We start from the raw sequence: 26,651 nt of genomic DNA, 5'->3' as shown, positions 1-26,651 counted from the left end.
CCCCGCGTCCCATCGCGCTGCGCCCCCCGCGTCCCATCGCGCTGCGCCCCCCGCGTCCCATCGCGCTGCGCCCCCCGCGTCCCATCGCGCTGCGCTGCGTCGCGCTGCCGCCCACCGTGCAGCGCGCCACCGCCGGCCCCGCTGCGCTGCGCCCTGCTGCCCCCTGCTGGGCCCCGCTGCGCTATGCGTTCGCGCCCCCCGCTGCCCCCGTCGTCGCATCCGCCGCGGCCCCGCCGTCGCCGTGGGGGCGATTTGCGTTTGAGTGCGCTCGAAGTTCTACCGTTCCGGACATGACGAACATTGCAGAAGGATCCAACCGTGAACAGCGCTACGAACACGGCCTGGAGGTGCTCCGGAAGATCGACGGCGAGGCCGGGCAGCGGGTCGTGGACGCACTTGCCGACGTCTCGCCCGAACTGGCCCACCAGGTGGTCGCCTGGGCCTTCGGCGAGATCTACGACCGCCCCGGCCTGGCCCCCCGCGACCGCCAGTTGGTGACCCTGGGCGCGCTCACCGCGCTCGGCGGCTGCGAACCCCAGCTCGACGTGCATGTCAACGCCGCTCTGAACGTCGGCCTGACGCCCGATGAGATCATTGAGTCCCTGTTGCACTCGGCCGTCTACTGCGGCATGCCACGCGCGCTCAACGCGACGTTCGCCGCCAAGAAGGTGTTCGCCGAACGCGGCCTGCTCCCCGTGCCGGACGGCACGGCCTGACCCAGGCCCCCGCCCGATCCGGCCCGATCCGGCCCGATCTCCCGCGGTCGGCTTCGGCCCGATCCGCCCGGCTCCGGCCGAAGCCCCCGCCGCGGCCTGATCCGGCCCGATCCGCCCGTGACGGGGGGCTGCCTCCCGACCGTCCGGTCTGTCATGATCGACTGGGATGAGCGTGCAGGCGTTACAGGCGACGGACCCACCCGAGATCGGCGGCCATCGGCTGCTCGGGCGCCTCGGCGCGGGCGGTATGGGCGTGGTGTACCTGGCCAGGAGCCGCCGCCTGGGCCTGGTGGCCATCAAGGTCATCAAGCACGATCCGGCCGACGCCGAGGCCATGGAACGTTTCCGCCGCGAGGCGGCCACCCTGCGCGGCCTGCGCAGCCCGTACGTGGCGCCGCTGGTGGACGCACGGGTGACGGCGCCGCCGTACTGGCTGGCGACGGCGTACGTGCGGGGGCCGACGCTGTTGCGGGCGGTGGCCGAGCGTGGGCCGTTGCCGGCGGGGCTGTGCCGGCGGCTGCTCGCCGGGCTGGCCGCCGCCCTGGCCGACGTGCACCGGCACGGCGTGCAGCACCGCGACCTCAAGCCGCACAACGTCATCCTGTCGCCGCAGGGCCCGCGGCTGATCGACTTCGGCATCGCGCGGGCCCCTGGCCAGAGCACGATCACGACGTCGGGGGAGATCGTCGGCACCCCTGGCTACATCGCTCCCGAGGCCGTACGCCAGGAGCCGGTCATGGCGGCGGCGGACGTCTTCGCGCTGGCCGGCACGGTCGCCTACGCCGCCACCGGCCGCCCGCCGTTCGGGCGCGGCGAGCCGATGGCGGTGCTCTACAGCAGCCTGAACGCCGACATCGACGTGGACGGAGTCGAGCCCGCGCTCGCCGAGCTGATCCGCTCGTGCGCCGCGCGCGACCCGGCGGAGCGGATCACGTCCGACCGGGCGGCGGCACTCGCCGGGAGCGCCGCGGCCCCGCTGTCCTGGGCCTCCGACGTGGAGTACCAGGCGCTCATCGGCGAAACCGACCCCGCCGAGGACGCCCCCGCCGAGGAAAACCCCACCGAGGACGACCCCAGCGAGGACGACCGCACCGAGGACGACCGCACCGAGGACGACCGCACCGGGACGACGCGGCCCGCGAGGACGCCCTGGCCGGGGCGGGCGCTGGCGGCGGGGGCCGTCCTGCTGGCCCTGGGCGCGACGGCCGCCGTCCTGTTCCCCCGGCTCGCCACGCCCACGACGGGCCCCACCCCCGCGCCCACCACCACCGCGACGACGGGCGGCCCGGCGACCGTCAGGGCGACCGCGGCGGACGATCCCGGAACCATGCTGGATCCCAACACCGTGGTGGTCACCCAGCCGCCGCCCGGCCCCACCCCCACGGGCCCCGTCCGGTGGCAGGCCGTGCACGGCCCCCGGTGCGCCGCGGAGTGGTTCTACGCCGACCCCGCCTGGCGTCCCGTCACCGGCGGGTGGAAGGGCGACGGCTGCGTGGGCGCGGCGCTGGCGCTGCGCGTCGGGAACGAGCCGGCCCACTTCAACCAGGCGGTCAACTGGTACTTCGACACCCGCGGCGGCGCGCGCTGCACGGTCGACGTGCACATCCCCGACGACCCCCGCTCGACCGGCCTCGCCTTCTACTACCTGGACGACAACGACACCGACCCGCCGCACCTCGGCCCGCCGGTGGCCGTGGACCAGCGCGCACACCGGGGGCGCTGGGCCCCGCTCGGCACCTGGCGGGTGCCCGCCGCGGGCCGGCTCACCGTCCTGGTCGGCAACCAGCCCGTCGGGGCCGACGACACCCACGAGGTGACGGTCTCCGCCGCCCGCGTGCGTTGCCGCCGGTGACCCCGCGCCGCCGCCACCGCCGCGGGGTTCCGCGGCGGTGCGGGCCGAGGGGTCAGCGCAGGGTTCTGCCCAGGGTGCCCTGCTCGGGGTAGGAGTACCGGACGCGCAGCACGAGCTTGGCCTTGCGCGGCTGGCTGCCGGCGTAGGCCAGCAGGCCCGAGAAGAAGTCGAGGCCGTCGGCGTTCACCCCGACCTCGACGCAGCCGTGGCTGTACCCCTTGTGTGAGTTGTGCAGGTAGAAGCCGCCACGCCCGTACATGTTCCCCTGGGTCGGGGTGAGCCGGACGCGGAACGTGCCCCAGTCGGGGAAGACCGGGCCGTTGCCGCCCACGGGCAGGAACTGGATGCCCTCACCGGGGTTGGAGACGGCCTTGTCGCCCCGCTGGTTCGCCGCCTCGACGGAGTTCTGCCGGGGATCGACGTGGGTGAAGAACGTGTACAGGCCCTCCGGCAGCGGGCCGTGGTCCTTGCTGTTCTGCATGGTGCCGATCTGGTGTCCCACCAGGCCGGACGTGGCCGCGTACAGCAGCGTGCCCGAGCCCTGGAGGGAGGCCGGCATGGATCGGCGCCAGTACAGGAACTTGCCGGTGTAGACCAGGTCGGCCTGGTCGTCGGTGGCGTCGCGGACGTCGAGGTCGAACCGGCCGAGCGTGCGCAGGGCGCCCGTCCGCGGCACTTCGATGGCCTCGAACCGGCCCGATCCGGGCGTCCTGCCGGTCAGCGCGAACACCCGGTAGGAGCCCTGCGGGTCGTAGGAGGCCCGGGTCTCCTCCAGGAACACCAGGCCGGAGGTGTGGTGGAAGAGCACGGCGTGCACGTTGTCGTCGGGCTTCTCGCCCTTCCACATCATCGGCTGGGTCTCCTCGCCGACGGTGAGGGAGATCCGGGAGACCCGGTCGTTCTGGCTTCTCTGGAAGCAGAAGTACGTCATCGGGCCGTCCGCCGCCCTACGAGATCGTCGCGAGGTTGGACGTGAGCGCGATGTCGGTGCCGGACGACGGCGTGTACTCGTGCCACTCGGCGATGAGCGCCCCCTTCTCACCCGGTTGCAGGATCGGCACGGGAGCCTGCGTGCCGCGGTGGGCGAAGCTCAGGCGCTCGACCGTGAGGTGGGTGGCGTCCGGGATGGCGACGACGAGCTGGGCCTCCTGGACGCGGCGGTCGTCCTCGGCGTCCAGCACGACCGGCAGCCCGACGGCGAACGCCGAGCTGTTGCCGACCTTGATGTTCACCGGGTTCGGGCTCGGCGCGAGGTCCGACGAGGACGTGGTGAAGGCGGCGTCCTGGAGCCGGGCGGCCGCCCGTTCGGGGTTGGCGGGCGGGATGCCGGGATAGTTGCGGTCGTCGTAGGCCGCGATCTCCTGCGCGATCGTCAGGTACGGCGCCGGGATCGGCGCGCCGACCGCGCCCCCCTCGGCGAAGCGCATCCACTCCTCCTCCCAGCCCTTGCGCACGGTGAGGACGATCCGCGCGCTGCCGGCCCGCAGGAACGCCTGCCGGGTCGGGTCCTGGTGCCGCAACTGCCGGATGAACGGCCAGCTCGGCGGGACGTCCCAGAAGTAGGAGTAGAGGAACGTCACCACGTTCTCCCACTCGATCGCCTGGTTGATGAAACGCACCAGGTCCTCGTGCCGCCGCAGCAGCGTCCACTGCTCGGCGCTGAGCCCGAGGCTCGGCCCGTCGAAGCCGATGCCGTGCTGGAGGTCCACGCGCGCGGCCAGGAAGGCGGCCAGGACGTCGGCGGGCATGAAGTCGAAGTCGCTCCCGAGGATGAACCGCAGGACGCACTTCATGATCTCGTCGCTCTCCTCCCGCCGCAGCGTCAGGGTGTCGACATTCGCCAGCTTGTCCTCGATGGCCGCGATACGCGCCGCGATGTCCTCCTGCTCGGCGAAGTACCTGGTCTGGGCGGCGTTGTAGAGCGTGTTCCAGACGTCGGTGCGCCACTGCTCGACGGCCTCGTCCGTGAGGTCGAGCCGCACGCCGAGCCCGACGAACACCCGCTCGGAGTGGTGGAAGAAGAACGTGATCTTGTGGCGGCCGGTGAAACCGCGCATGTAGGGCGTGGCGCCGTCGAAGGACATGATCCGGTGGTCGCGGATGATGAGCGCGTCCGACAGGTTGCGCCACGTCGGCTCCGAACGGGCCCCGATGACGTCGAAGTTCATCTTGTCGTCGGAGTCGTCCTTGCCGACCTGCGCGTCCAGCATGATCTCCCGGATGTGCGTGCCGCCCGGCACGTCGAACTCCAGGTCCAGGAACCACCAGTTCCCGTCGGTGTTGACGTGCGAGCTGACGGTCAGCGGCGTCGGCGCCTCGGGGTGCGGCCGGACGGTCACGCCGTGCCGGTCGGCCAGCCACTGGTACTTCGGGACGCCGGTCGGGGACGGGTGGCCGTCCTGGTCGACCAGCTCCGTGGTGATGTCGCCGTGCTTGACCGGGAACTCGAAGGGGCCCTGCTGCGAGCGCAGCAGTTCGAGCTCCGCGTACGCCCGCCGCATCGACGCCCCCGGCTCGGGGACCGCGATGTCGTACGTCAGGCGCAGCCCGTACCGGTAGAGCCTGACCCGCCACTTGCGCATGAGGCTGAAGTAGTCGATCCGGACGGGGTCGTTGCCGGTGTTCTTCAGCACCCGGGTCGAGGTCTCCTCCGACCCCGTCACGGTGGTGGTGGAGATGGTCACCTTGTGCTCGCGGCGGGAGCGCGAGGACGCCTTCTGCGTGGTGGCGCGGGCGTGCTTGATGCTCTCGGCGGCCGAGGCCGACTCCGAGCCCTGCGCGGTGAACCCGGTGGTGCTCGAACCGGAGATGATCGGGATGCCGCCCTGGACCGTGCCGGTGATGTTGAACTGGTTCGAGTGCTGGCTCTGCGACGACGTCGACTGCGACAGGTCGGTGTTGTCGGTCACGCCCGTCTCGCTGACCTCCTCCAGCGAGTCGGTGACGATGGTGGTGAACTCCTTCGAGGTGACCGACCACTCCTTGTGCGTGACCGCGGTCACCTCGCCGGGCGCGAGCGGGACGGTCGAGACGAGCTCGCCGCGCTGGATCCCGATCGGCACCATCTCGATGCGTTCCAGGTTGAGCATGCCGATGGGCGGCGCGGCGGTGTTGACCGCCAGGCCGCGCAGGGCCACCGCGGCGGTGTTGAGCGCCTGCGCGGCCCGGCCGGCCGCCTCCCGGGCGCCGGTGCTCTCCGCCTCGCGCAGGCGCTCGGCGCGCAGCTCGACGAGCGTCCCGGCGAACAGCGCCAGCTCGGCGGCCGGCACCCGCGCCAGCGCGGCGGGATCGGGGCGCAGCGCCGCGACGGGCTGCTCCTCGAAGCTCCTGAGCAGGTCGAACGCCTCGCCGGAGACGCCTTCAGGGGCGTTCCCGGCCCGGAGGCGGTCACGGACCGCGTCGGTGTCGCCGGGGGCCAGCGCGAGCTGCCGGACCGCCCCCAGCTTGACGATGCCGCCGCCCGCGCCGTCATGTGCGTCGTCGTGCGCGGTGGGCACCCGCAGCGGAACGAGCGTGCCCTTCAGCACCTCCCGCGCCGAGTTGTCCAGCACCGGCGCGGCCGGCGGGGACGGCGGCCCCGCGGCCGCCGCGCTGTGGATGTCTGCCATGGTCGTCCCCCCTCGTGGATGAGCAGCTGTGCCGCCATGGTGAGGGCGAGGGGCGGGGGAGGGCATGAGTAGGGGCTACTCAGAAAAAGGCGGCCCGCGCCTCCGCCGAGATGGCCGTCGGAGGCGCGGGCCGTGCACCGGATCTTGTCAGGTGCGGCGTCCGCGCAGCAGGCGAACGGTGATCGCCGCGCCGAGCAGGACCACGGCGCCCACGACCCAGGGCAAGGGGGTGCTCCCCGGGCCGGGGACGCCGTAGCCGCCCGCGTAGCCGTCCCTGGCATAGGCGCTGCCGGGGAGCTTGGCGGCGTAGCGCTGGTGCGCCAGCCGCCGGTAGTCGGCCACGGGGACGCCCGCCCGGCCCACCGACTGCGCGGCCTCGTCGTTGAGCGGCACGACCGTGCCGTCGCGCAGGGCGTACCAGGCGTTGAGCTGCGGCTCGCGGAACACGGTGCCGGTCTGGCCCGCGTACCGCTGTTCGTCGCCGCCGCTGGCGATGTTGCTGACCACCCACGTTCCGCGGCGGTCGCGGGTGGTCCAGACGGAGGCGGTCTGCCCGTCCGGCGCGGTGGCGCCGGTGGCGAGGAAGGCGAAGCGGGCGATCTCCGCCGACCGTCCGGACACGAAGTCCGGGTTGAGGTCGTTGACGGCGACCGTGGGGCCGTCGACCCGCGCCGCCACCGGCGCCAGGCTGGTCTGCCTGCCCTGGCCGGCGAAGAAGCGGCCGACCGTGTCGCCGGCGCCCGCGGCGGCGGCTCTGGCGGCGTCGACGTCGGCCTGGGTGGGCGCGCCGGGGTCGGCCAGCGCGGGGCTCGGGACCCACAGGAACAGCGCGGTCAGGGCCGCGACCGCTGCGATGAGCTTCATGTCGATGGCCTCCTTCACGCGCCGATGTAGTCGAGCGAGTGGGTCCAGAAGAACGAGGAGTTCGAGACGTAGTAGTTGTAGGTGGACCAGTTGTAGCGGGTGCTGGACGGCCACGGGTTGCTCCAGTACACGTACGACGAGGTCTTGTCGTAGCCGTAGATGACCTCCATGTGGCCGCCGCCGCTGGTCCACTGGATGCGGGCCATGATCGGGCGGTCGGCGTCGATCTCCCTGACGATGGCGGCGTAGGTCAGGTAGTCGTAGACGTACACGCCGGGGCTGATGCCGATCTGGCGGAAGGCGGTCTGGTCGTTGCCGAGGGTGGCCTGGTTGTTCGGGCAGCTGGTGTTGACGCCGCGGTTGAAGGCCAGGTTGCAGAACTGGTTCTGGCTGTAGGAGTACCCGTAGTAGGCGGCGACGGAGTTGCCCGTCGCGGCCCAGCACCAGTTGGAGTACTGCTGCGACTGCTGGGTGAAGTTCAGCTTGTACCAGGTCGCGGCCGAGGCCGGGGGGCTGCTCGCGATCCAGGTGGCCGCCGCTAGGGCGAGGGCCACGGCCAGGCGGAACATAGGCGCTCCTTCTGCTGGGGGGTGCTGCGAAGGATGTTCGACCTGCGGAGATGGCCGTACAAGGGGGAGCGGATTTCCCTGACAGATCACTGTGGAAGGTGACATTTCATGACGTTCATGAAGTGATGACGAATCTGTGGAAATCTGTGAACATTCACAACGTGGCGGATGAGCTCCAGGCCGCGCTGCGCGCCGGCCCCTTTCACGTCGCCCTGCGAGCCGCGGTCGGAGCGCGGGGGCTGACCCTCGAACGGCTGCGCCACCGGCTGGCACAGCGCGGCCTCCACGTCGGGGTGAGCACGCTGAGCTACTGGCAGCAGGGCCTGCGCCGGCCGGAGCGCGAGGAGTCGCTGCGGGCCGTGGGGGCCCTGGAGGAGATCCTCGACCTGCCGCCGCGCTCGCTGATCGGGCTGCTCGGGCCGCCGAAGCCGCGCGGCCGCGCGCCCGGGGTGGCGTACTCGACCCTGTTCCGGCCCGCCCAGGTGGTCTCCGCCATGCTGGACGAGCTGGACGCGGTGGCCGACGACCGCCGCCTGCACATCGCCGTGATGTACGAGTCGCTGCGCATCGGCCCCGACCGCAGCCTCACCACCCGCGAGACCACGCAGGTGGTGCAGGCCCACGAGGAGGGCGCCGACCGCTACATCATGATCTACCGCGGCGACGCCGGCTGCGACGTGGACCGGGTCACCGTCGCCGCCCTGGAGGACTGCCGCGTCGGCCGCGTCACCAGGGACGGCGAGACCGCCACGGTGGTCGCCGAGCTGCTGTTCGACCGGTCGCTGCGGGTCGGCGACACCCACGTGCTGCGGTACGAGATCGCCGACCTCAGCGGCGCCGAGTCCTGCTTCTACGAGCGCGGCTTCCGCTTCCCGGCCGGCCAGTACGTGCTGCGCGTCGCCTTCGACCCGGTCGAGCTGCCGGTGCGCATCCACCGCTTCGCCCGCCGCGGTCCGGGCGGCGGCGAGCTGACCGCCTCCGAGCTGACGCTGAACGCCCAGCACGCCGTCCACCTGATGGCCGCCGCCCTCCAGCCGGGCCTGGTCGGCATCCGGTGGTCCTGGCCCTGACCGGCGCGTCGCTGTCACACTCCGGGTCGCTGTCCCGTCCTGTCGCCGACAATGACGATGAACGGAGAGGCGATGACCATGAGAGCGATACGCGTGCACCGGCCCGGCGGCGACCTGGCCCTCGATGACGTTCCGGTGCCGCGCCCGGCCACCGGCGACGTGGTGGTGCGCGTGCACGCGGCCGGTTTCGTCCCCGACGAGCTGGAGTGGCCGGGCACCTGGACCGACCGGGCCGGGCGGGACCGCGCGCCGTCCGTCCCCGCGCACGAGGTGGCCGGCGTGGTGTCCGAGGTCGCCTACGGCACCACCGGCCTGTCCGTGGGCGACCGCGTCTTCGGCCTGACCGACTGGCACCGCGACGGCGGCGCGGCGGAGTACGTCGCGGTCGAGGCGCGCAACCTGGCCCCGATCCCCGCCAACGTCACCTTCACCGAGGCGGCCGCGCTGCCCCTCGCCGGGCTGACCGCCTGGCAGGGCCTGTTCACGCACGGCGGCCTGGAGGCGGGCCGGACGGTCGTCGTCCACGGCGCGGGCGGCGGCACGGGCACGCTCGCCGTCCAGCTCGCCCGCCGGGCCGGTGCGCACGTCATCGCCACCGGACGGGGGCGCGTCGCGGGCCTGGCGGTGGAGCTGGGGGCGCACGAGTTCGTCGACCTGGAGCGGCAGTCGTTCGAGGAGGCGGTCGAGCCGGTGGACCTGATCTTCGACACGATCGGCGGCGACCTGCTCGCCCGCTCGGCGGCGAAGGTCAGGCCGGGCGGCACGCTGGTCTCGATCACCGCGCCGCCGCCGGTCGTGCCCGAGGCCGGGCGGGCGGTGTTCTTCATCGTCGAGCCCGACCGCGCCCAGCTCGCCGAGGTGGCCGCGCGGGCCGGGGCGGGGCTGCTGCGCGCCCACGTCGGGGCGGTGTATCCGCTGGCCGAGACCGGGCGGGCGTTCCGCGACAAGCGCGGCAGCGTGCCGGGGAAGGTGGTGATCGAGATCTGACGACCGGCGGCAAATGTATGGATATTTCGGCCTATTGAGGAAACCTTGACCGGCCTGCCGTATGACCGTCCGGGCCACGGGCACGCGCAGTTACGGAGCCAAGCGACCCGCTGACTCCGCGTACCGAAGGAAGGAACCGTCATGCCGCAGAGCAAGGCCCGCAAGACGAAGACGGGCGACAAGGACAAGGACAAGAGCCGGAGCTCCTCGACCCAGAGCCGCACCGGTACCGACAAGAAGTCCTCCGGCAACAAGTCCCAGGAGAACAAGAACCTCCCGGGGCATCAGAGCTGAGCCTGAGCGGCACGACGGCGTGACACCCGGCCCGCGGGCCGCGGGTCACGCCGTCTCTCTTGTCGGGGTTGTTCCTGTCTGTGGGCAGATGGCCAGAATGAGGAGACAGTTCCCCGCCCCTTCAGTCTCTCCATGCACAACGTTCACCCGTGCGCTCCAACGTGTCCGCTCGAAGGGCACGCCGCCTCATCGGCTGCCGGTGAACGTCATGGAAGGACCCGATGCAGCCGATGGCAGCACGACAGTTATCAGGCGGTTCGAGGAGCAGGGGACGCCTCGCCGTCACCACCGCGCTCGCGGCGGTGCTGGTGGGCGGCCTCGTGACGGCGGCGTACGCCGACCCGGTGGAGCAGGGCCGCGGACGGCCGACCCCCACCCCGACGAGCACCCCCGCCCCGCCCGCGCTCACCCCCGCCACCGGCTCCTACCTGGAGGGCACCGCGAAGGTCGCCGCCGTCCCGGCCACGGCCGGTGACAGCGTCACGAAGCTCGACATCGACGGCACCCCCGTCACCGCCACCGCGACGGTGGGCGTCTCCAAGCTGGCCTTCGACGTCGGCTCGAACTCCACCGAGGCGCAGTACCACAGCTACGTGCAGGTCAACGGCGCGTACCAGGCCGAGATCGGCAACTTCGCCAACCAGCGGGCCACCATCGAGATCCCGAACGAGCACCTGGTCAAGGGCGAGAACACGGTCGAGATCGTGGTCGGCACGATCCAGTCGTCCTGCGGGCAGAACCACGACGACTTCGTGCTCTCGGGCGTGGGCCTCGAACTGCTCGGCGAGGTGGCCGACGGCGAGGACAACCCTTACACGCTCAACTTCGGCGACGGCAACTGCGGCAGCAACACCACGCTGCTCAAGCGCGCCACGCTCACGTTCTTCACCCAGTCCGACCCGCGCGGCACCACCGGTCTCGCCGCCGACCTGGACACCACCGCGCTGGCCAACGGCGAGCACGTCCTCAGCGCCGCCACCGCGGCGGGCGCGACCGTCCGGAACACCGTGACGGTGAACAACGCCCCGGCCGGCGCGCCGCGGCTGCTGCCCACCGACGGCACCCTCGTGGCCGGCACCAAGACGGTGTACGCGACCGTCCCGGCGGCCGGCGCGGGCGGCGTCGAGTCGCTGACCGTGGACGGCGGCAAGCCGGTCACCAGGGCCACGCTCGGCAACGGCGCCGCCATGCTCGCCTTCGACGTGGGCGCGGACTCGATCGACGACAAGTACGACGACTTCCTGCTGGTCAACGGCAAGCGCATCGACCTGGGCGGCACCTGGGCGAGCCGGCGCGTGACCGTCGCGGTCCCGGCCAGGTTCCTGACGCCGGGCGAGAACACGATCAAGGTCGTCACCGGCGACTACAAGGACTCCTGCGGCGTCAACCGCGACGACTTCACGATCGCGAACCTCGCCCTGACCCTCGACGGCGCCACGGTGACCGGCAAGGACGTCAAGCCCTCGTACGCGCTGGGCGACGGCGACTGCGGCGGCGACCAGGCCCTCCCGCGCGAGGCCGAACTGCGCTACACGATCGACGCCCCCGCCGTGCACGTCACCGGGACGCTCGGCGCGGGCCAGGCGACCCTCGGCTTCACCGTGGGCAGCAACTCGATCGAGGCCCGCTACCAGAACTTCGTGCTGGTCAACGGCCAGAAGGTGGTGCTCGACGGCGACTTCGTGAGCCGCCGGGTGGACCTGCCGATCCCGAACGAGTACCTCGTGCCCGGCTGGAACACGATCGACTTCGTGGCCGGCACGTACCCCACGTCCTGCGGCGCCAACCGGGACGACTTCGCGATCTCCAACATCGTCCTCACCCCGGCGCAGGGCACCGCCGCCGGTCAGATGATCAAGCCGTCCTACGGCATGGGCGACGGCAACTGCGGCGACACGGCGAACCCGCTGACCGAGATCGACCTGGAGTTCCTGGTGGACGCCCCGGCTCGCGGCCTGCGCGCCGACCTCGACACCACCGCGATCAAGGACGGCCGGCACACCCTGGCGGCCAGGGCCACCTCCGGCCGGACCGCCGACCGCGTCCTGATCACCGACAACTCCGCGCCGAAGGTCGCGAGGAGCGTCCCCGCCGCGGACGAGAAGATCACTGCGACCGTCGTCCTGGACGTCAGGCTCGAAGACGCCTCCGGCGTCGTGTCCGGGCCGGACGTCAAGCTCGACGGCCAGGCCGTGGAGCTGGGCGCCCGGATCGGCCCCGGGCTGAAGGCGGGCCGGCACACGCTGTCGGTCACCGGCGCCGACGGGCTCGGCAACGCCGCGGCCCGGGAGATCGTCTTCGAGTCGGCCGGCATCCCGGACGCCCCCGCCGAGCTCACCCCGGCCTCGGGGACGGCCGACGTCACCGACCCCGTCACGCTGTCGGCCAAGGTCGGCGAGCCCGGCGGCGGCCCGGTGACGGCCACCTTCTCCGAGGCCAGGATCCTCACCCCGGACGAGGCGTACCAGGGCACGGCCACGACGCTGCCCACGACGCTGAAGGTGCCGGGCGAGCGGCGGATCAGGGCCGACGGGCTCGAACCCGGCGACGGCCGCACGCTCGACGCCCCCACCGGCCGCGACCTCGTCTACCAGCGCTTCGACGTCAAGGTGCAGGGCCACGTGGACGCGCCCGTGCTGCGCTGGGAGGGCGTCGTCGACCCCGAGCGGCTGGCCTCGCTGCGGGCCTGGAACACCGAGGCCAAGGCGTGGGACCTGCTGACCAGCGCCCGCGGCGGGGCCGACGGCAGGACCGTCCTGACCGCCGTCGTCGGTTCCGAGTACGTGGACCGGCAGCAGGTGCACGTCATGGTGACCGGCGAGGACCCGTTCGCCGACGACATCGACCCCGGCGACCCGAACGGCTTCGCCGACCCCGCCACGTACGACTTCTCGATCGTGCACTTCACCGACACCCAGTACATCTCCGAGGGCGCGGTGGAGCAGGAGAGCGCGCAGGAGCGCGCGGTGTGGGAGTCGGCCTACGCCGGCATCGTCAACTGGATCACCGCCAACAAGGACCAGCGCAAGATCTCCTACGTCGCCCACACCGGCGACATCATCGAGAACAACATCCGCAAGCCCGCCGACGAGGCCATGCAGCGCGAGGTCGTCGGCGAGTTCGAGGTGTCGTCGAAGCAGCAGCGCGTGCTCGACCAGGCGAACATCCCGAACGGCGTCATCGCCGGCAACCACGACAACCAGTCGGGCACCGAGAACGGCCCCGAGGCGATCTACAACAAGTACTACGGCCCGTCCCGCTACCAGGACGCCTCCCAGGGCTGGCGGCACGCCGAGTACGGCGGCCCGTGGAAGGAGGGCGACAACCAGAACCACTACGACCTGTTCTCCGCGGGCGGCCTGGACTTCGTGGTCGTCGGCCTGTCGTACGGCGTGACCAGGGAGGAGGCCGAGTGGGCCGACTCGGTCTTCAAGAAGTTCCCCGGCCGCAACGGCATCCTGCTCTCGCACGACTACCTCGTGCCGAGCACCAATGCCGACGGCCGCGGCGCCGCCTTCTCCGCTCCCGACGGCTCGATGCTCTACAAGACGGTGGTGGGGAAGAACCCGAACGTCTTCCTCATCCTGGCCGGTCACGAGCACGGCGTGGGCACCAACGTGAAGCCGAAGGTCGGCCAGGTCGGCAACGGCGTGGTCGAGCTGCTGGCCGACTACCAGTTCTACACGGTCTCGGCCGACCGGCTCGGGCTCACCGAGATCGGCGGCTACCAGCCGGAGGACCGGCTCCAGTTCGGGGCCGGCTACTTCCGGCTGCTGCAGTTCGACGTCAAGCGGGCCGAGCTGAGCGTGGACACCTACTCCCCGCTGCTCGGCGACTTCGGCGCCGGCGAGTTCGACCCGCTGCGCCGCTACGACGGGCGCGAGGACAACATGGTCCTGCCCGTCGACCTCACCACCCGGACGACGAGCTTCAGGACCGACTCCCTGGCGCTCTACAAGCCGACGAAGATCATCGGCGGGAGCACCGCCGCCTCGGGCCAGGTCGCCTCGGTGACGTGGAAGCACCTCAAGGACGACACGGCCTACGCCTGGTTCGTCACGGCCCGTTCCGCGGGCGGCGGCGTCACCGCCTCCGAGCCCAGCGTCTTCGTCACCAAGGACGAGCACGGCCGTCCCGGCAAGTGGGACAAGGACTCGCCCATGTACCGCTGGTTCACCCGCTGATCCGCCCCCTCGCCGCCCCGGGCCCGCGCCCGGGGCGGCGCCCTTCCCCCCGAACCTGGAGAGACCAGACATGCCTCGCTGGCGCTGGCCGTACGCCGTCGTCCTGGCCGTCATCCTCTGCGCCGCGCTGGCCGACCTGCTGCACCCCGCCCCCGCGGCGGCGCACGACGCGACCACGAAGGCCCACGCCGAGGTGACCGGCACGGCCACCGACGTCAGGGTCGTGCTCGACCTGGAGTACGACCTGCTGATGAAGTCCGCCTGGCTCTACGCCGAGGCGTACGAGGCCAAGGGGCGCGCCGAGCAGCTCCGGCAGCTCGCGGTCAACCGCGACGCCGTGTTCGGCTACGTCACCCGCCGCTTCGCCGTCGCCCGCGCCGATCGGCCGTGCGTCCCCCGGCAGGCGGGCGGGGCGGACGTGCACCCGCGCGGCAAGGCCGTCTTCGCCACGCTGACCCTCGCCTACGCCTGCCCGGCGGTGGACGGGGGTGAGCACACGATCTCCAGCGCCCTGTTCCCCGACGCCGAGACGTTCGTCCACAGCACCCAGACGCTCCTGCGCTACGACCTCGCCGGCGAGCGGGGCTCGGCCGTCCTGACCGCCGCGAGCCCGACCCTGCGCCTGGCCGAACGCGCGGCGGCCGGCCAGATCGGGGAGTTCTTCCTGCTCGGCGTCGAGCACCTCGTGCTCGGGCTGGACCACGTCTTCTTCCTGCTCACCCTGATCATCGGCGCCCGCGGCGCGCGTGACGTCGTGGTCACCGCCTCCGCCTTCACGGTCGCCCACAGCATCACGTTCCTGTTGGCCGCCATGGGCGTGGTGGCCGTGCCGGCGGCGGTGGTCGAGCCGGTCATCGCCGCCTCGATCGTCGTCGTCGCGCTCGCGAACCTGCTGGGCCGCGACCGGCCGGGCGCCTGGCGGCTGCCCGTCGTCTTCGCCTTCGGCCTGATGCACGGGCTCGGGTTCGCGGGCGCGCTCGACATCCGCGAGAGCGGGTCGTGGGAGCTGCTGCTGTCGCTGCTGAGCTTCAACGTCGGGATCGAGGTGACCCAGCTCGCGATCATCGCCGTGCTCTTCCCGCTGCTGGTGCTGCTGCGGCGGACGGCCGCGGCCCGCTGGACGGTGGCCGCGGTGTCGCTGTCCATCGTGGCGGTCAGCCTGTACTGGTTCCTCGACCGGATCCCGCTCCCGCTCTGAGCGCCCACAGGCGGCCGGCTCCCCAGGCGAGCAGGGCCAGCACGCCGACCAGCAGGTATTCGATGGCCGGGATCCTGATCGCCTCGTTCGTGCCGGTCAGGTCGCCGCGCAGGGCGTACACGGCGATCAGGGCCGCCGCGTAGCAGCCGGTCAGCGCCCAGCGGGCGGCGCGGGACAGGCCCAGGCCGTGCATCTGGGTGATCACGAAGACGCCGAGGAAGCCGAACAGGAACATCGGCCACAAGCCGTCCGGGCCCGAGGTCATGACGGCCACCAGGGTGCCGTGGACCACGACGGCCAGCTCCAGCGTCACCGTCCAGTAGCGGTTGGTGTGCGCCCTGGTGAGGAAGAGGCTGCCCTGGAGCAGCAGCAGGAACATGTAGAAGAAGCCGATCAGGTGGCCGGGCGTGGACTCGGCCGGGTGGTACCAGAAGGTGTAGACCGCCGCCCAGCTGAACAGGTAGCCGTGGTAGCGGCGGGCGAAGTCGACGATCTCCCGCCTGATGGGCGCCGGCCGGCCGAGGAACAGGCCGCGCCGCCGGTTCTCCATGATCAGGACGACGACCAGCAGGAGGACGACCGAGCCCTGGGAGCTGTAGATCGACACGTCCTGGGCCAGGCCGTCGTAGAACAGGTGGGTCTGCACGGTGTGCAGGGCGACGAACCCGGCGTTCACCGCCAGCGCGACGACGTTGACCGGGTGGAGACCGGCGGAGTAGCGGCGGACCCTGGTCTGGGCGTGGTGGATGAGCCACCAGAACACGAGCTGGTGGGCGGCGTAACCGGCCCAGGCCGACAACCTGGTCCACACGCTGGGCTCGGGCAGTTTCCAGTAGTACCAGGACGCGCCCTGGTCGGGCAGCAGCACGACGTCGTCCAGCCACCGGCCCAGGAACCAGATCAGGCCGGTCAGGACGGCGCTCGCGACCACCCCCGCGACGAGTACCGTCTCAGGACGGATCGCGGCTAACGTTTTCTTTCTATGATGGAATACTTCCACCATAGAAATATAAGGGGTGACATGACGGCCTACGACCTGATGGTCCTCATCCGCCGGCTCAACGTGGAGAGCGACCGGTTCGTGGAGGGCTTCGCGGTCGGGCACCGGCTGCACAGGACCGACATGAACGCCCTGGTGGTCATCCTCGACGCCCACCTCGCCGGCCGGCCGCTCTCGCCCGGCGGGCTGGGGGCCGCGCTGAACCTCTCCGCCCCCGCCACGACGGCCCTGCTCGGCCGGCTGGAGCAGGCCGGCCACGTCGTACGGCGGCGCGACGCGGGCGACCGCCGCAAGGTCGAGGTCGTCATGAACGAGCAGGCCGTCGAGCTGGCGGGCACGTTCTTCGCCCCGCTGGTCCGGCGCCTCACCGCGGCGATCGACGCGATCACCCCGGCCGAGCGGGAGGTCGTCGGCAGGTTCCTCGCGGACGCGATCGAGGCGACCGTGGCGGCCAGGAAGGAGCACGAGGCGTGAGCGCGTCCCGGTCGATCGTGATCACCGGCGGCACCCGCGGGCTCGGCCTCGGCCTCGCCCGCTCGCTGACCGCCCTGGGCCACCGGGTGACCGTGTGCGGCACCGACCCGGACCGCGTGGCCGCGGCGGGGGCCGAGCTCGGCGTGCCCGCCGTCGTGGCCGACGTCGCCGACCGCGCCCGCCTCCAGGACCTCTGGGACGAGGCCGTACGGCGGCACGGCCGGGTGGACATCTGGGTCAACAACGCCGGGATCTCCCACGACCGCCTCCCGCTGTGGCGGCTGCCCGCCGCCGAGGCCCGCGCGGTGACCGAGGTCAACCTGCTGGGCACGGTCAACGGCTGCGCGGTGGCGGTGGCGGGCATGGCGGCACAGGACGGCGGCGGCCACGTCTGGAACATGGAGGGGCTGGGCGGCGACGGCCGGACGGTGCCCGGACTCGCCGTCTACGGCGCCACCAAGCGGGCGGTGACGTACCTGACCAGGGCGCTGGCCAAGGAGGCCCCCGACGGGGTGACGGCGGGCCTGCTCAGCCCCGGCATGGTGGTCACCGACCTGCTGACGCACGGCTACTCGGAGGCCGAGCGGGAGCGGTCGGCCCGCATCTTCGCGATCCTCGCCGATCCGGTGGAGACGGTGGCGCCGTGGCTGGCCGAGCGGGTGGTCGGCCGGGCCAGGAACGGCGCCCACGTACGCTGGCTGACCCCCGCCAAGATCGCCTACCGCTTCGCCACCCGCCGCCCCTGACCCGGCGTCGGCTCAGCCGTCCTGCCTGCGGACGAAGAAGCCGCCGCGGCCGTCGAACTCCACCGCGTACACGGCGTCGAAGCCGTCGGAGGCGCGCGGCCGGCGCAGCCGTCTGAGCGTGGCGAACACGCCCACCTCGGGGACCCTGGCCCGGCCCGTACGCTCGGCGTTGCGCTGGAGCGAGCCCTTGACGTTGGGCGGGAACCAGTAGGCCACCACCCGCGCGCCGTGCTCCCGGCCGGCCACGATGAGCGGCTGCCACTCCTCTGGCGAGGCGTTGGTGTTGTCCACGGCCACGTTCCGGTCCTCCTCCAGCGCCTCGCGGATCAGCCGGAGCTGGCGGTGCTGACGGCGGCGCGCGTTGGGGAAGTCGTCCTTGCTCACGTGCGCGTGCGTGGCGGCCAGGCAGCGCCGGTAGAAGGTGGACTTGCCGGAGGCCTGCAGGCCGATGAGCACGGCCACCTCCCGATCGATCATGGTTCCACCCTATTTGGTCCTGGACAGGCTAACGTCGTTAGCCTAGAGTGTGGCTAACAGCGTTAGCTTCCAGGAGGGCATCATGACCGCAGTGACCGTCAGGCGAGTGGCCGGCCGTTCCGGGTGGGCCGTGCTCGCCGCCTTCTGCCTCGCGTTCCTCGTCTTCGAGGTGGCCAAGCACGGGGGCGCCACGCCGGTCAGCTCGGCGTTGTTCGTGCTGGCGCCGTACGCGACCAGGTTCGGCGGGCCGGCGGTGGTGCACGACCTCGCCCACCGTCCGTGGATCCCGCTGGCCGTGCTGGTCGGTTACTCGGTCTCGCCGCTGGGCTGGGTGCCGGTCTTCACGGCGGGGCTGGCCTGGATGACGTACGTCGCCGTCGCCCGTTTCCTCGGTCACGGTCCGAGGAGTGCGCGTGGCTGAGCTGTCGCCGCGCGCGGGGCAGATCGTCGCGGCGGCGCGGGAGCTGGTCGAGGCGGGCGGGGCGGACGCGTTGACCATGCGGGCGCTGGCCGCCCGGCTCGGGATCCGCGCGCCGTCGCTCTACAAGCACTTTCCCGACAAGTCCGCCGTGGAGGCCGAACTCATCGCCATCGCCCTCGCCGAACTGGCCACCGCCCTGGAACGCGCCGAGCACGACGGTCGCGGGGGCGGGCTGGCGGTGCTCGGGCGGGCCTATCGGGCGTACGCGCTGGGCCATCCGCACCTGTACCGGCTGATGAGCGCGGGACCGTTGCCGCGTGACCTGCTGCCCGCCGGGGTGGAGGAACGGGCGGCGCTGCCGCTGGTCCGGCTCGTGCGGGGCGAGGCCGCCGCCCGCGCGGTCTGGGGGCTGGCCCACGGCCTGGTCATGCTCGAACTCGACGGCCGTTTCCCGCCCGGCGCCGACATCGAGGCCGCCTGGACCGCCGGGATGTCCGCGTTCACCGCCGCCGCGGCCCGCTGAGCGGGCGTATCCCCGGGTTCAGGGACGGGGGTGCAGGCCGTCCAGGGTGAGGGTGAGGAGGCGGTCGGCGCGGGCCGGGTCGGGGGTGGCCTGGGCGATGCCCGCCGCCAGCTCGACCAGGTCGGCGACCTCGACGTCCGCGCGCACGGCCCCCGCCTCCTGGGCGGGCAGCAGCAGCCGGGCGGCGGCGGCGCGCAACATCGCCCAGCAGTCGACCCCCGCCCCGCCCTGGGTGAGCATCATCCGCGCCCCGAGCCCCCGGTCGGTCATGGCGTGCGCGACCAGCGACCGCAGCCAGGCCACCAGCGCCTCACCGGGCGGCAGCGCCTGGCCCGCCTCCTCCGCCCGCGCGCACAGCCGGGTCAGCCGCCCCTCGAACACGGCCGCGAGCAGCGCCTCGCGGGTGGGGAAGTGCCGGTAGAGCGTGCCCGCCCCGACGCCGGCCCGTCTGGCGATCTCGTTGAGCGAGGCGTCGGGCCCCTCCTCGGCGACCACGGCGATGGCCGCCGCCACCAGTTGCTCGTAGTTGCGGCGCGCGTCGGCGCGCATGGCCCGTGCCGGCACTGGACACTCCCGCGGTTGAATCGGAGAACATCTCCGATTATAGTCCCCGACGTAACCGGAGAAGTTCTCCGGATAGACGGGACGGTGACCCATGACCGACGACGTCCACCACGACGACGGACCCCGCCTGGGCAAGGTGGGCCTGTGGACGTTCGCCCTCGAGGCCCACCCCGCCGGGGCGGCGCGCGAGGCCGCGGCCGAGATCGAGGAGCTGGGGTACGGCGCGCTGTGGTTCGGCGAGGGGTTCGGCCGCGACTCGGTGAGCCAGTCGTGGCTGCTGCTCTCGGCGACCAGGCGGATCACGGTGGCCGCCGGCATCGCCAACATCGCCCTGCGCGACCCGATCGCCATGGCCGCCGCCGAACGGGCGCTCAACGAGGCCCACCCCGGCCGGTACCTGCTCGGCCTCGGCGGCCACCGCATCAGCGACGAGCCGATCCAGATGGACGGCTACGCGATCCCGAGCCTGGGCCGGGCGGTGACCACGATGGGCGGCTACCTCGACGCCATGGACGCCGTCCCGCTGGAATCGGCGGCCCCCGCGCACGCGCCGCGCCGCGTGCTGGCCGCGCTCGGCCCGAAGATGCTGGACCTGGCGGCACGGCGGACGCTCGGCGCCCACACGTACTTCGTGCCCGTCGAGCACACCGCGCGGGCCAGGGAGGCGATGGGGCCCGGCGCGTTGCTGGCCGTCGAGCAGGCCGTCGTGCTGCACCGCGACCCGGCCAGGGCCCGCGAGGTGGCCGCGGAGCACGTCTCCTTCTACCGCACCGCGGCGCCCCACCAGGCCGCCAGCCTGCGCAGGCTCGGCTTCGGCGAGGACGAGATCGAGCACGGCAGCGACAGGCTGGTGGACGCGATCGTGGCCCACGGCGACGCGGCGGCGATCGAGAAGCGCGTACGCGCCCATCTCGACGCGGGCGCCGACCACGTGTGCCTCCAGGTCCTCACCGACAACCCCGGCGACCTGCCCCTCCCCGAGTGGCGCGAACTCGCCGCCCTGACCTCTCTGTGACGACCATGCCCGGCACGGGCGGCGGCCCGAGGGGGTTCCCAAAACCGGGCAGACGGCGGGAGAGGGGGTCAGATGATCAACGCGAAGTGATCAGACATCAAGCCGTCGAGGTCGGTAGCGGATCCAGATGTCGCCTCGGCTGTGGCCGGAGAGGCGGAGCACCGTCGCGTCGGCGGCGGGCGGTTCGACCGGTTTGTTGTGGACCCGGCCGAGCCCGGGGGAGACCACCTCGTCGGCGCGCACCCGCCAGCCGTGCGGGACCTTCAGGTGCAGGTCGCCGAACCACGAGGTGATCGTCACCCGCACCTCCACCTCGGGATGCGGGCACTCGGCGGCGAGGAGGTCGAGCTTCGCGGTGCCCCAGACGCCGAGCCGGACGTCGATGCGCGGCGGCACCACCCACCGCCCGGCCCGGCTCACCCGCCAGTGCTCGGTGTGCATCCTCAGCACGCCGGAGGCGGCGGCGGAGGTGGGAACGGGGGAGAGGACGGGCAGGTCGGCGACGAGGGCGCCGAGCTCGCCGACCGTTCTGGCGGCGTACGCGCGGTCGATGCGTTCGCGTAACTCGTCGAGGCTGATGCGGCCTTCGGCGACCGCCTGCCGCAGCCTGTCGGCCACCTGGTCGCGGTCGTGGTCGCCGGCCCGGATGTCGGCGTCGTCCGTCATGGCGACCACTCTAAGGATCATCGGGCGCGCGGGCCATGCGCGTGCGGGCTCAGTCTCCGGCGGCCCGGTAGCCGGTGGCGCGGAACAGGAACGACGCCCACGACCGGTAGGGCCGCCAGGACTCGGCGAGCTTGCGGTAGGCGCCCGCGGGGGCGTCCTCGGGCAGCCCGTACGCCTCGCGCAGGATGCCGAACAGCCGGGGTTCGTCGCCGGGGAACGCGTCGGGCGCGCCGGCTCCGCGGATCAGGATCAGCCCGGCCGAGAACGGCCCCACGCCGGGCAGCGCGCGCAGTTCGGCCAGGGCGTCCTCGGGGGTGAGCGAGCGCAGGTGCTCGGTGGTGAGCACGCCGTCGAGCGCCGCCTGCGCCAGGCCGCGCAGCCACTCCTCCTTCTGCGCCGGCAGGCCGAGACCGCCCGCGTCCACCAGGCTCACGGGCGGCGGGAACGCCTGGTACGCCTGCCCGTCCACGGTGACGGCCGCGCCGTACCGGTCGGCGATGCGCTGCTTGACGCGCGAGGCGACGATCATCGACGAGCGCTGCACGATCACCGCCCAGCAGGCCGCCTCCCACGGGCTCCAGAAGCACACCGGCCGCAGCCCCGGGCGGTCCCGCTGCACGTCGCCGAGCACCGGGTCGGCCGCGCCCAGTTCGGCGAAGCCGGTGGCGTCCACGTCGAGGGAGAAGATGCGCGCGATCTCGCCGCGGATCGCCGGGCCGGGGGCGCGGGTGGTGGTGACGGCGACGCCACCGGGGGCGGCGGTGACGCTCGCCCCGATCGGCAGCCAGTCGGACTCGGCGCAGTAGGCGAAGCGCAGCGTCCGGCCGTCGGAGGGCAGCGCGCTGGTGGCCGGCCAGTCCTCGACGAAGCGCAGCGTGGCGCCGAAGTCGAACGGGCCCTTCGCGGTGAGCGTGAATCCGTGCGTGGTCATGGGCCGTATGGTAGGCGCCGCGGCGGCATGGTCCTGGTGGGGCCGGGCTTCCGCATCACGGGGCCCGGCGGGGGCAGCGGGCGGGCATGAGGAAGTTCATGAAGATCTTCGTGGCGCGCTGGCTGGCCCGTACCCCCTGGGGGCTGGCGATCCTGGCCGCCGGTTATCTGCTCGGACGGCGGAGGAAGCAGGCCGGGCGGCCCGCCGGACGGCCGACCGACCGCCGGCGGGCGCGTCGCGGGCCCGCCTACCACCGCCGCTAGTCCCCTACGGAGGCGGGACGCCGGCGGTCGCCCTCCGCGGCCGCCGGCCGTCTGTCCCAGGTCCGGTAGAGGATGGACCGCGCGGCCACCACCACGCAGAACACCCCGAGCAGCAGCCCCCACGTCACGTCCGAGAAGAAGTGCATGCCGCGGTAGAGCCGGGAGAAGGCGACGATCAGCGGCGCCGCGATGCCGATCGTCCAGATCACCACCTGCAGGGCCCGGTTGCGCACGTGCGTCGTCAGCACCAGCGCCAGTCCGCAGTAGAACGCGACGGCGGCGCTGACGTGCCCCGAGGGGAAGCTGGAGGTGGGCGGCGCGGGGTCGAGGTGGGGCACCGGCGGACGGCTGCGGCCGACGGGCTCGGTGGTGGCCAGGAAGACCAGCGACTGGCCCCAGACCGCCGCGATCATGAAGATCGACTCCCGCCAGCGCTTGTAGACCAGCCGGAACAGGATCACCGCCACCGCCGTGAACGCCACGACGTACGGCGTGTCCGACAGGCTGGTGCCGTAGTCGGTGAGCGTGTTCCACAGCGACGTGCGGATGGAGGCGAAGTCCTTGCTCACGGCCACGTCACCGGGCTGGGGGACGCCGACGATGAGCAGCCCCATGCCGTACGTGACGGCGCCCATCAGCACCAGAGGTAACACCAGCGACAACGCGTAGTACCGGACATGCTCAGCTCTGCTCATCGGGCACCTTCACCGGTTCGGGTTCCATACCTTCGGTCAGCGGCGCGGTGGGCCGGCGGCCCGTGTCGCGCCGCCACGTCTCGAACGCCGCCGCGGTCGCGGCGATCACCGCCACGCCCAGCACGACCCCCGCCACGACGTCGCTCACCCAGTGCACGCCGAGGGCGATCCTGGTGAAGCCCACCGAGACCACCACGAAACAGGCCAGCACCCAGGCGAGCCGGCGCCCCCACCGGGGCAACATCGGCAGCAGGAGCAGGGTGACGACCCCGGCCCCGAGCGTCACGTTGACCGCGTGGCCGGAGGGGAAGGAGTCGCCGGGCGCCAGCGCGACGGGGTCGGGCAGGTGCGGTCGCACCCGCGCGACGAGGATCTTGAGGCCGAGCCCGATCAGGCCGCCCGCGGTCACGGTCGTGATCGCCCACAGGGCCAGCCTGCGCCTGCCGTGCATCAGCAGCCAGACCGTGAACGCCGCCACCGCGACGCGCCACGGCCACGGCCCGAACAGGTCGGTCCAGACGATGAGCGCCCTGGTCACGCCGGGATGGGCGAGCGCGTACTCGTGCAGTTCGTGGGCCACCCCGGCGTCCAGCCGGTTGAGCGGCATCTTGGCCACGACGAGCAGCAGGGAGAACGGGATCATGATGAGCGCGACGGCGAACGCCGCGACCGTCATCCGTGGTCCCAGCCTGTCGAGCAGCAATGTCTTCATCAGAACCTCCGCGATCTCCGCAGCTCCGGCGGCCGGCCGTCGGGATCGACGGCGAACCGGTAGAGCGGCATGGCCATCGCCCTGCGCACCCGGGACAGCGTGGGGGCCGGGTGGGGGCGTAACCGGCCGGACGGGCGCGGGCCCCGGCAGCCGGCCGAGTGCCAGCGCTCCAGCCGGGCCGCCGACTCGGCGAACGCGTCGAACGCGGCGACCGGGTCGCACAGCTCGTCCCGGCCGGACTCCGACTCCTCGTCCAGGTGCTCGGCCATGAGCGCCAGCCGCAGGTCGCGGGCGAACCTCAGGGCGCCGTGCGGCGGCCTCGGGTCCTCCCGCTCGTCCAGGACGGCGCAGCTCAGCTCCGAGTCGTAGGTCCACGAGCGCAGGTTGACGTTGTCCGACCCGACCGACGCCCACACGTCGTCCACCACGCACACCTTGGCGTGCACGTAGACGGGGGTGCCCTGGTGGTTCTCCAGGTCGTAGATCGCGACCCGGTCGCCGCCGGCCCCCATCAGCCGGTCCAGCGCCTCGACCCGGCCGATCAGGCTCGCCGGGCCGGCCAGCCAGCCGTCCTGGTCGGGGTGGCGCGGCACCACGATGATCATGCGCAGTCCTGGCTCGCGCTCCAGCGCCTGGGCGAACGGCTCGATCACGTCCGTGGACCACAGGTACTGGTCCTCCAGGTACACCAGCGACCGGGCCCTGCCGAGCACTTTGTGATAGGCGTGCGCGATGCTGCGCTCGCCGTCCGGCGCGAACGGGTACGCGCTGTGCCGGGCGGGATAGGTGCGCAGGAGCTGCACGTGGTGCGTGCCGGCGCGCGGGGGCGGCGGGCCCGGCTCGGGCAGCGGGGGAGCGTCGTCCAGCTTGCTGAAGTGGTCGCGCAGGCGGCGCAGCGGGTCCCTGGTCTCGGGGGCCGGGTCCTCCCAGCGTTCGCAGAAGGTCTTCTCCACCTCGGCGACCGCCGGCCCGTGGATGGCGAGCTGGATGTCGTGCCAGGGCGGGCGGGGGCCGTACACGTCGGGCATCGGGCAGGACTGCGGGTCGCCCAGGTGCTCGGCGTCGTCGCGGCGGCTGTGGCAGAGGTCGATGCCGCCGACGAAGGCCACGTCCGCCGAGGGGTCGCGGTCGTGGCGGAGGATGACGAACTTCTGGTGGTGCGAACCGCCCGGCTTGGTCCGGGTGTCCAGCAGCGCCTGCCCGTGCGCGTTCTCGATCTTCTCGCCCAGGTGCCGGTTCTCGGCCGCGCTGAACCGCAGGCGGTCCAGGTGGGAGCGCCAGATGAGGCCCCTGACGACGGCGCCGCGCTCGGCCGCGGCCCCGAGGGCGGTGCCCACCGTGGGGCCGTCGTCGGTCAGCCGCTCGTCGGGGTCGCCCCGCCAGTCGGCGAACAGCAGCAGGTCGTCCTTGCGCAGTGCGTCCAGACAGGTCTGCAGCTCGGCGAAGTACGTGGCGCCGTGGATCAGCGGCCGTACGTCGTTGCCGCTGGACCACGCGTCGAGGCCGGTCGCCCGGTTGTCGCGTTCCTCCTCGGTGAGGAACCAGTCCTGGATGCGCATTCGGCCACCGCTACCCGCACGAAACCCATTAATAACCCGGTAAAGGCCGGGTAGTGAGGGAGGAGTGTCCCCCACTATCGCGGTTGTCGCACATCAGAAGAAGATTCTCGGCGCCGGCCTGGACCGGCTGCGCGTGCTGCTCACGGAGCGGGACGTCGGCGAGCTGATCTGGCACGAGGTGCCCAAGAGCAAGAAGGCGCCCAAGAAGGTGCGCAAGGCGCTCAAGGCGGGTGCGGAGCTGGTGTTCGTCTGGGGCGGTGACGGCATGGTGCAACGCTGCGCCGACGCCATGGCCGGCTCCGGCGTGCCGATGGCGATCCTGCCCGCCGGGACGGCCAACCTGTTCGCCGGCAACCTGGGCATCCCCACCGATCTGGAGGAGTCCGTACGGATCGGCTTCGAGGGCCGCCGTGCCGAGCTGGACCTCGGGTTGCTCAACGGCGAGCACTTCGCGGTCATGGCCGGCGCCGGGTTCGAGGCCGAGATGATCGCCGAGGCCGACGGCAAGGCCAAGCGGAAGTTCGGCAAGCTGAGCTACGTCAAGGCCGCCGTCCGGCACGTCGGCGGGCCCCTGGTGCCGATGACGGTCAAGGTCGACGGGTCCACCTGGTTCGAGGGCGAGGCGAGCTGCCTGCTGCTCGGCAACGTGGGCACGATCGCCGGCGGGGTCGAGGCGTTCGACGACGCCCGGCCGGACGACGGCTGGCTGGAGGTCGGGCTGTCCACGGCCAAGGGGCCGATCCAGTGGGCCCGGGTGATGGGCAAGATGGCCGCCGGACGGTCGGAGGACTCGCCGTTCGTGCGCATCACCCGGGCGCGCAAGGTGTCGGCCCGGTTCGGGTCGCCGATGACGTACGAGCTGGACGGCGGCGACCGCGAGGCCACCACCAAGATCAAGGCGAAGGTGGCCCCGGGTGCGCTGACCGTCTGCCTGCCCTCCTAGATCGCTGATGTGAATTTGGGTTAATGGTCGTAGGCAGTCAGGGACCGTTTCACGGGGGCGCCGGTGTTCCAGTTGTGCCAGATCGCGGCGTTGAGGGCGAGGACGCGTTGGCTGACCCGCGCCCAAAGCCCGTCGGTGGTGCGGGCATTGTGGCGTTCGAGGCCGAGCTGGTTCTTCAACGTCCAGATGATCGCTTCGATGCGTTGGCGTAGCCAGCCGGGGAACGGCACAGCAGGCGCGGGTTCGTCCTGACGGGCCGGCCGGATCAATCGATGACCCAGGTCAGCGGCGGCCTTCTCGATGCCGGCGCCGGCGAAACC

At 72.4% G+C, this 26,651-nt stretch carries 26 protein-coding genes and 1 pseudogene; 14 read left to right on the top strand and 13 right to left on the bottom strand.

All coding sequences use genetic code 11. The features are described from left to right. Positions 1–290 precede the first annotated feature (290 nt). Together ABZ444_RS48885 and ABZ444_RS48880 are read left to right on the top strand one after the other, a co-directional pair. A complete protein-coding gene (locus ABZ444_RS48885; protein WP_358011600.1) occupies positions 291–716 on the top strand; it encodes a carboxymuconolactone decarboxylase family protein in 426 nt (141 codons plus the stop codon). 166 nt (positions 717–882) lie between these two features. Next, positions 883–2,568: a serine/threonine-protein kinase gene (locus tag ABZ444_RS48880; RefSeq protein WP_358011597.1), complete on the top strand. Its 1,686-nt coding sequence runs from the start codon at positions 883–885 to the stop codon at positions 2,566–2,568. A gap of 52 nt (positions 2,569–2,620) precedes the next feature. Here the strand turns inward: ABZ444_RS48880 and ABZ444_RS48875 are convergent, their stop codons facing one another. From ABZ444_RS48875 to ABZ444_RS48860, 4 genes are all read right to left on the bottom strand, one after another. Beyond that, positions 2,621–3,499 carry a hypothetical protein gene (locus ABZ444_RS48875; RefSeq protein ID WP_358011595.1) on the bottom strand — a complete coding sequence of 293 codons (879 nt, stop codon included), beginning with the start codon at positions 3,497–3,499 and terminating at the stop codon, positions 2,621–2,623. Between the two features lie 16 nt (positions 3,500–3,515). Further along, positions 3,516–6,176: a hypothetical protein gene (locus tag ABZ444_RS48870; RefSeq protein ID WP_358011592.1), complete on the bottom strand. Its 2,661-nt coding sequence runs from the start codon at positions 6,174–6,176 to the stop codon at positions 3,516–3,518. 147 nt (positions 6,177–6,323) lie between these two features. Beyond that, positions 6,324–7,040: a hypothetical protein gene (locus ABZ444_RS48865; protein ID WP_358011590.1), complete on the bottom strand. Its 717-nt coding sequence runs from the start codon at positions 7,038–7,040 to the stop codon at positions 6,324–6,326. Between the two features lie 14 nt (positions 7,041–7,054). Continuing rightward, the gene (locus tag ABZ444_RS48860) at positions 7,055–7,609 is read right to left on the bottom strand and encodes a papain-like cysteine protease family protein (RefSeq protein WP_358011587.1); all 555 of its coding nucleotides are present in this window, start codon (positions 7,607–7,609) and stop codon (positions 7,055–7,057) included. A gap of 161 nt (positions 7,610–7,770) precedes the next feature. On the opposite strand from ABZ444_RS48860, the gene ABZ444_RS48855 reads away from it, so the two are divergent. From ABZ444_RS48855 to ABZ444_RS48835, 5 genes are all read left to right on the top strand, one after another. Beyond that, positions 7,771–8,679, top strand: a complete 909-nt coding sequence (locus ABZ444_RS48855) for a hypothetical protein (RefSeq protein ID WP_358011584.1) — start codon at positions 7,771–7,773, stop codon at positions 8,677–8,679. A 78-nt stretch (positions 8,680–8,757) separates the two neighbouring features. Further along, positions 8,758–9,666, top strand: a complete 909-nt coding sequence (locus ABZ444_RS48850; protein ID WP_358011582.1) for an NADP-dependent oxidoreductase — start codon at positions 8,758–8,760, stop codon at positions 9,664–9,666. A 141-nt stretch (positions 9,667–9,807) separates the two neighbouring features. Continuing rightward, positions 9,808–9,960 carry a hypothetical protein gene (locus ABZ444_RS48845; RefSeq protein WP_358011580.1) on the top strand — a complete coding sequence of 51 codons (153 nt, stop codon included), beginning with the start codon at positions 9,808–9,810 and terminating at the stop codon, positions 9,958–9,960. A 230-nt stretch (positions 9,961–10,190) separates the two neighbouring features. Then, positions 10,191–14,144 carry a metallophosphoesterase gene (locus ABZ444_RS48840; protein WP_358011577.1) on the top strand — a complete coding sequence of 1,318 codons (3,954 nt, stop codon included), beginning with the start codon at positions 10,191–10,193 and terminating at the stop codon, positions 14,142–14,144. Positions 14,145–14,214: 70 nt separating this feature from the next. Beyond that, positions 14,215–15,342 (top strand): HupE/UreJ family protein, encoded by a 1,128-nt coding sequence (locus tag ABZ444_RS48835; RefSeq protein ID WP_358011575.1) that lies wholly within the window; start codon positions 14,215–14,217, stop codon positions 15,340–15,342. Here the strand turns inward: ABZ444_RS48835 and ABZ444_RS48830 are convergent. After that, the gene (locus tag ABZ444_RS48830) at positions 15,299–16,273 is read right to left on the bottom strand and encodes a hypothetical protein (protein ID WP_358011573.1); all 975 of its coding nucleotides are present in this window, start codon (positions 16,271–16,273) and stop codon (positions 15,299–15,301) included. The genes ABZ444_RS48835 and ABZ444_RS48830 overlap by 44 nt on opposite strands. A 90-nt stretch (positions 16,274–16,363) precedes the next feature. Here ABZ444_RS48830 and ABZ444_RS48825 point away from each other — a divergent pair, with 90 nt between their 5' ends. Together ABZ444_RS48825 and ABZ444_RS48820 are read left to right on the top strand one after the other, a co-directional pair. Beyond that, entirely contained in the window at positions 16,364–16,816 is a 453-nt protein-coding gene (locus ABZ444_RS48825) for a MarR family transcriptional regulator (RefSeq protein ID WP_358011571.1), read from the top strand. Continuing rightward, positions 16,813–17,562, top strand: coding sequence for an SDR family oxidoreductase (locus ABZ444_RS48820; protein ID WP_358011568.1), 750 nt, complete (start codon positions 16,813–16,815; stop codon positions 17,560–17,562). Before ABZ444_RS48825 ends, ABZ444_RS48820 begins: the two co-directional genes overlap by 4 nt. Positions 17,563–17,574: 12 nt before the next feature. Here the strand turns inward: ABZ444_RS48820 and ABZ444_RS48815 are convergent, their stop codons facing one another. Continuing rightward, on the bottom strand, positions 17,575–18,039 hold the full coding sequence (locus ABZ444_RS48815) for an ATP-binding protein (RefSeq protein ID WP_358011565.1): 465 nt from the start codon (positions 18,037–18,039) through the stop codon (positions 17,575–17,577). A gap of 82 nt (positions 18,040–18,121) precedes the next feature. Between ABZ444_RS48815 and ABZ444_RS48810 the strand changes: the two genes are divergently transcribed. Together ABZ444_RS48810 and ABZ444_RS48805 are read left to right on the top strand one after the other, a co-directional pair. Next, positions 18,122–18,460: a hypothetical protein gene (locus ABZ444_RS48810; RefSeq protein WP_358011562.1), complete on the top strand. Its 339-nt coding sequence runs from the start codon at positions 18,122–18,124 to the stop codon at positions 18,458–18,460. Next, complete coding sequence (locus ABZ444_RS48805) at positions 18,453–18,983, top strand: TetR/AcrR family transcriptional regulator (RefSeq protein WP_358011559.1); 531 nt, start codon at positions 18,453–18,455, stop codon at positions 18,981–18,983. The genes ABZ444_RS48810 and ABZ444_RS48805 overlap by 8 nt, the downstream gene beginning before the upstream one ends. A gap of 18 nt (positions 18,984–19,001) precedes the next feature. Here the strand turns inward: ABZ444_RS48805 and ABZ444_RS48800 are convergent, their stop codons facing one another. Further along, the gene (locus ABZ444_RS48800) at positions 19,002–19,547 is read right to left on the bottom strand and encodes a helix-turn-helix domain-containing protein (RefSeq protein ID WP_358011557.1); all 546 of its coding nucleotides are present in this window, start codon (positions 19,545–19,547) and stop codon (positions 19,002–19,004) included. 91 nt (positions 19,548–19,638) lie between these two features. On the opposite strand from ABZ444_RS48800, the gene ABZ444_RS48795 reads away from it, so the two are divergent. Then, a complete protein-coding gene (locus ABZ444_RS48795; RefSeq protein WP_358011555.1) occupies positions 19,639–20,562 on the top strand; it encodes a TIGR03620 family F420-dependent LLM class oxidoreductase in 924 nt (307 codons plus the stop codon). A gap of 90 nt (positions 20,563–20,652) precedes the next feature. On the opposite strand, the gene ABZ444_RS48790 is transcribed toward ABZ444_RS48795, so the two are convergent. Both ABZ444_RS48790 and ABZ444_RS48785 read right to left on the bottom strand, forming a co-directional pair. After that, positions 20,653–21,228 carry a DUF1707 domain-containing protein gene (locus ABZ444_RS48790; RefSeq protein ID WP_358011552.1) on the bottom strand — a complete coding sequence of 192 codons (576 nt, stop codon included), beginning with the start codon at positions 21,226–21,228 and terminating at the stop codon, positions 20,653–20,655. Positions 21,229–21,277: 49 nt separating this feature from the next. Further along, positions 21,278–22,159: a hypothetical protein gene (locus tag ABZ444_RS48785; RefSeq protein WP_358011550.1), complete on the bottom strand. Its 882-nt coding sequence runs from the start codon at positions 22,157–22,159 to the stop codon at positions 21,278–21,280. An 86-nt stretch (positions 22,160–22,245) separates the two neighbouring features. On the opposite strand from ABZ444_RS48785, the gene ABZ444_RS48780 reads away from it, so the two are divergent. Then, complete coding sequence (locus ABZ444_RS48780; RefSeq protein WP_358011547.1) at positions 22,246–22,422, top strand: DUF6203 family protein; 177 nt, start codon at positions 22,246–22,248, stop codon at positions 22,420–22,422. On the opposite strand, the gene ABZ444_RS48775 is transcribed toward ABZ444_RS48780, so the two are convergent. From ABZ444_RS48775 to ABZ444_RS48765, 3 genes are read right to left on the bottom strand one after another with little or no spacing between them, the layout of a single operon-like run. Then, the gene (locus ABZ444_RS48775) at positions 22,419–23,117 is read right to left on the bottom strand and encodes a phosphatase PAP2 family protein (RefSeq protein WP_358011543.1); all 699 of its coding nucleotides are present in this window, start codon (positions 23,115–23,117) and stop codon (positions 22,419–22,421) included. The two genes, ABZ444_RS48780 and ABZ444_RS48775, sit on opposite strands and share 4 nt — an antisense overlap. Beyond that, positions 23,104–23,829, bottom strand: a complete 726-nt coding sequence (locus ABZ444_RS48770) for a phosphatase PAP2 family protein (protein ID WP_358011541.1) — start codon at positions 23,827–23,829, stop codon at positions 23,104–23,106. The genes ABZ444_RS48775 and ABZ444_RS48770 overlap by 14 nt, the downstream gene beginning before the upstream one ends. Further along, positions 23,829–25,388, bottom strand: coding sequence for a phospholipase D-like domain-containing protein (locus ABZ444_RS48765; protein ID WP_358011539.1), 1,560 nt, complete (start codon positions 25,386–25,388; stop codon positions 23,829–23,831). Before ABZ444_RS48765 ends, ABZ444_RS48770 begins: the two co-directional genes overlap by 1 nt. 64 nt (positions 25,389–25,452) lie before the next feature. Between ABZ444_RS48765 and ABZ444_RS48760 the strand changes: the two genes are divergently transcribed. Continuing rightward, positions 25,453–26,331: a diacylglycerol kinase family protein gene (locus ABZ444_RS48760; RefSeq protein WP_358011537.1), complete on the top strand. Its 879-nt coding sequence runs from the start codon at positions 25,453–25,455 to the stop codon at positions 26,329–26,331. Positions 26,332–26,351: 20 nt separating this feature from the next. Here the strand turns inward: ABZ444_RS48760 and ABZ444_RS48755 are convergent. Further along, a pseudogene (locus ABZ444_RS48755) lies at positions 26,352–26,651 on the bottom strand (hypothetical protein); the annotation flags it as partial.

Origin of the sequence: Nonomuraea sp. NPDC005730, from assembly GCF_040630865.1 — a bacterium.
GTDB lineage: Bacteria > Actinomycetota > Actinomycetes > Streptosporangiales > Streptosporangiaceae > Nonomuraea.
This window is presented reverse-complemented; position numbering and strand designations above follow the sequence as displayed.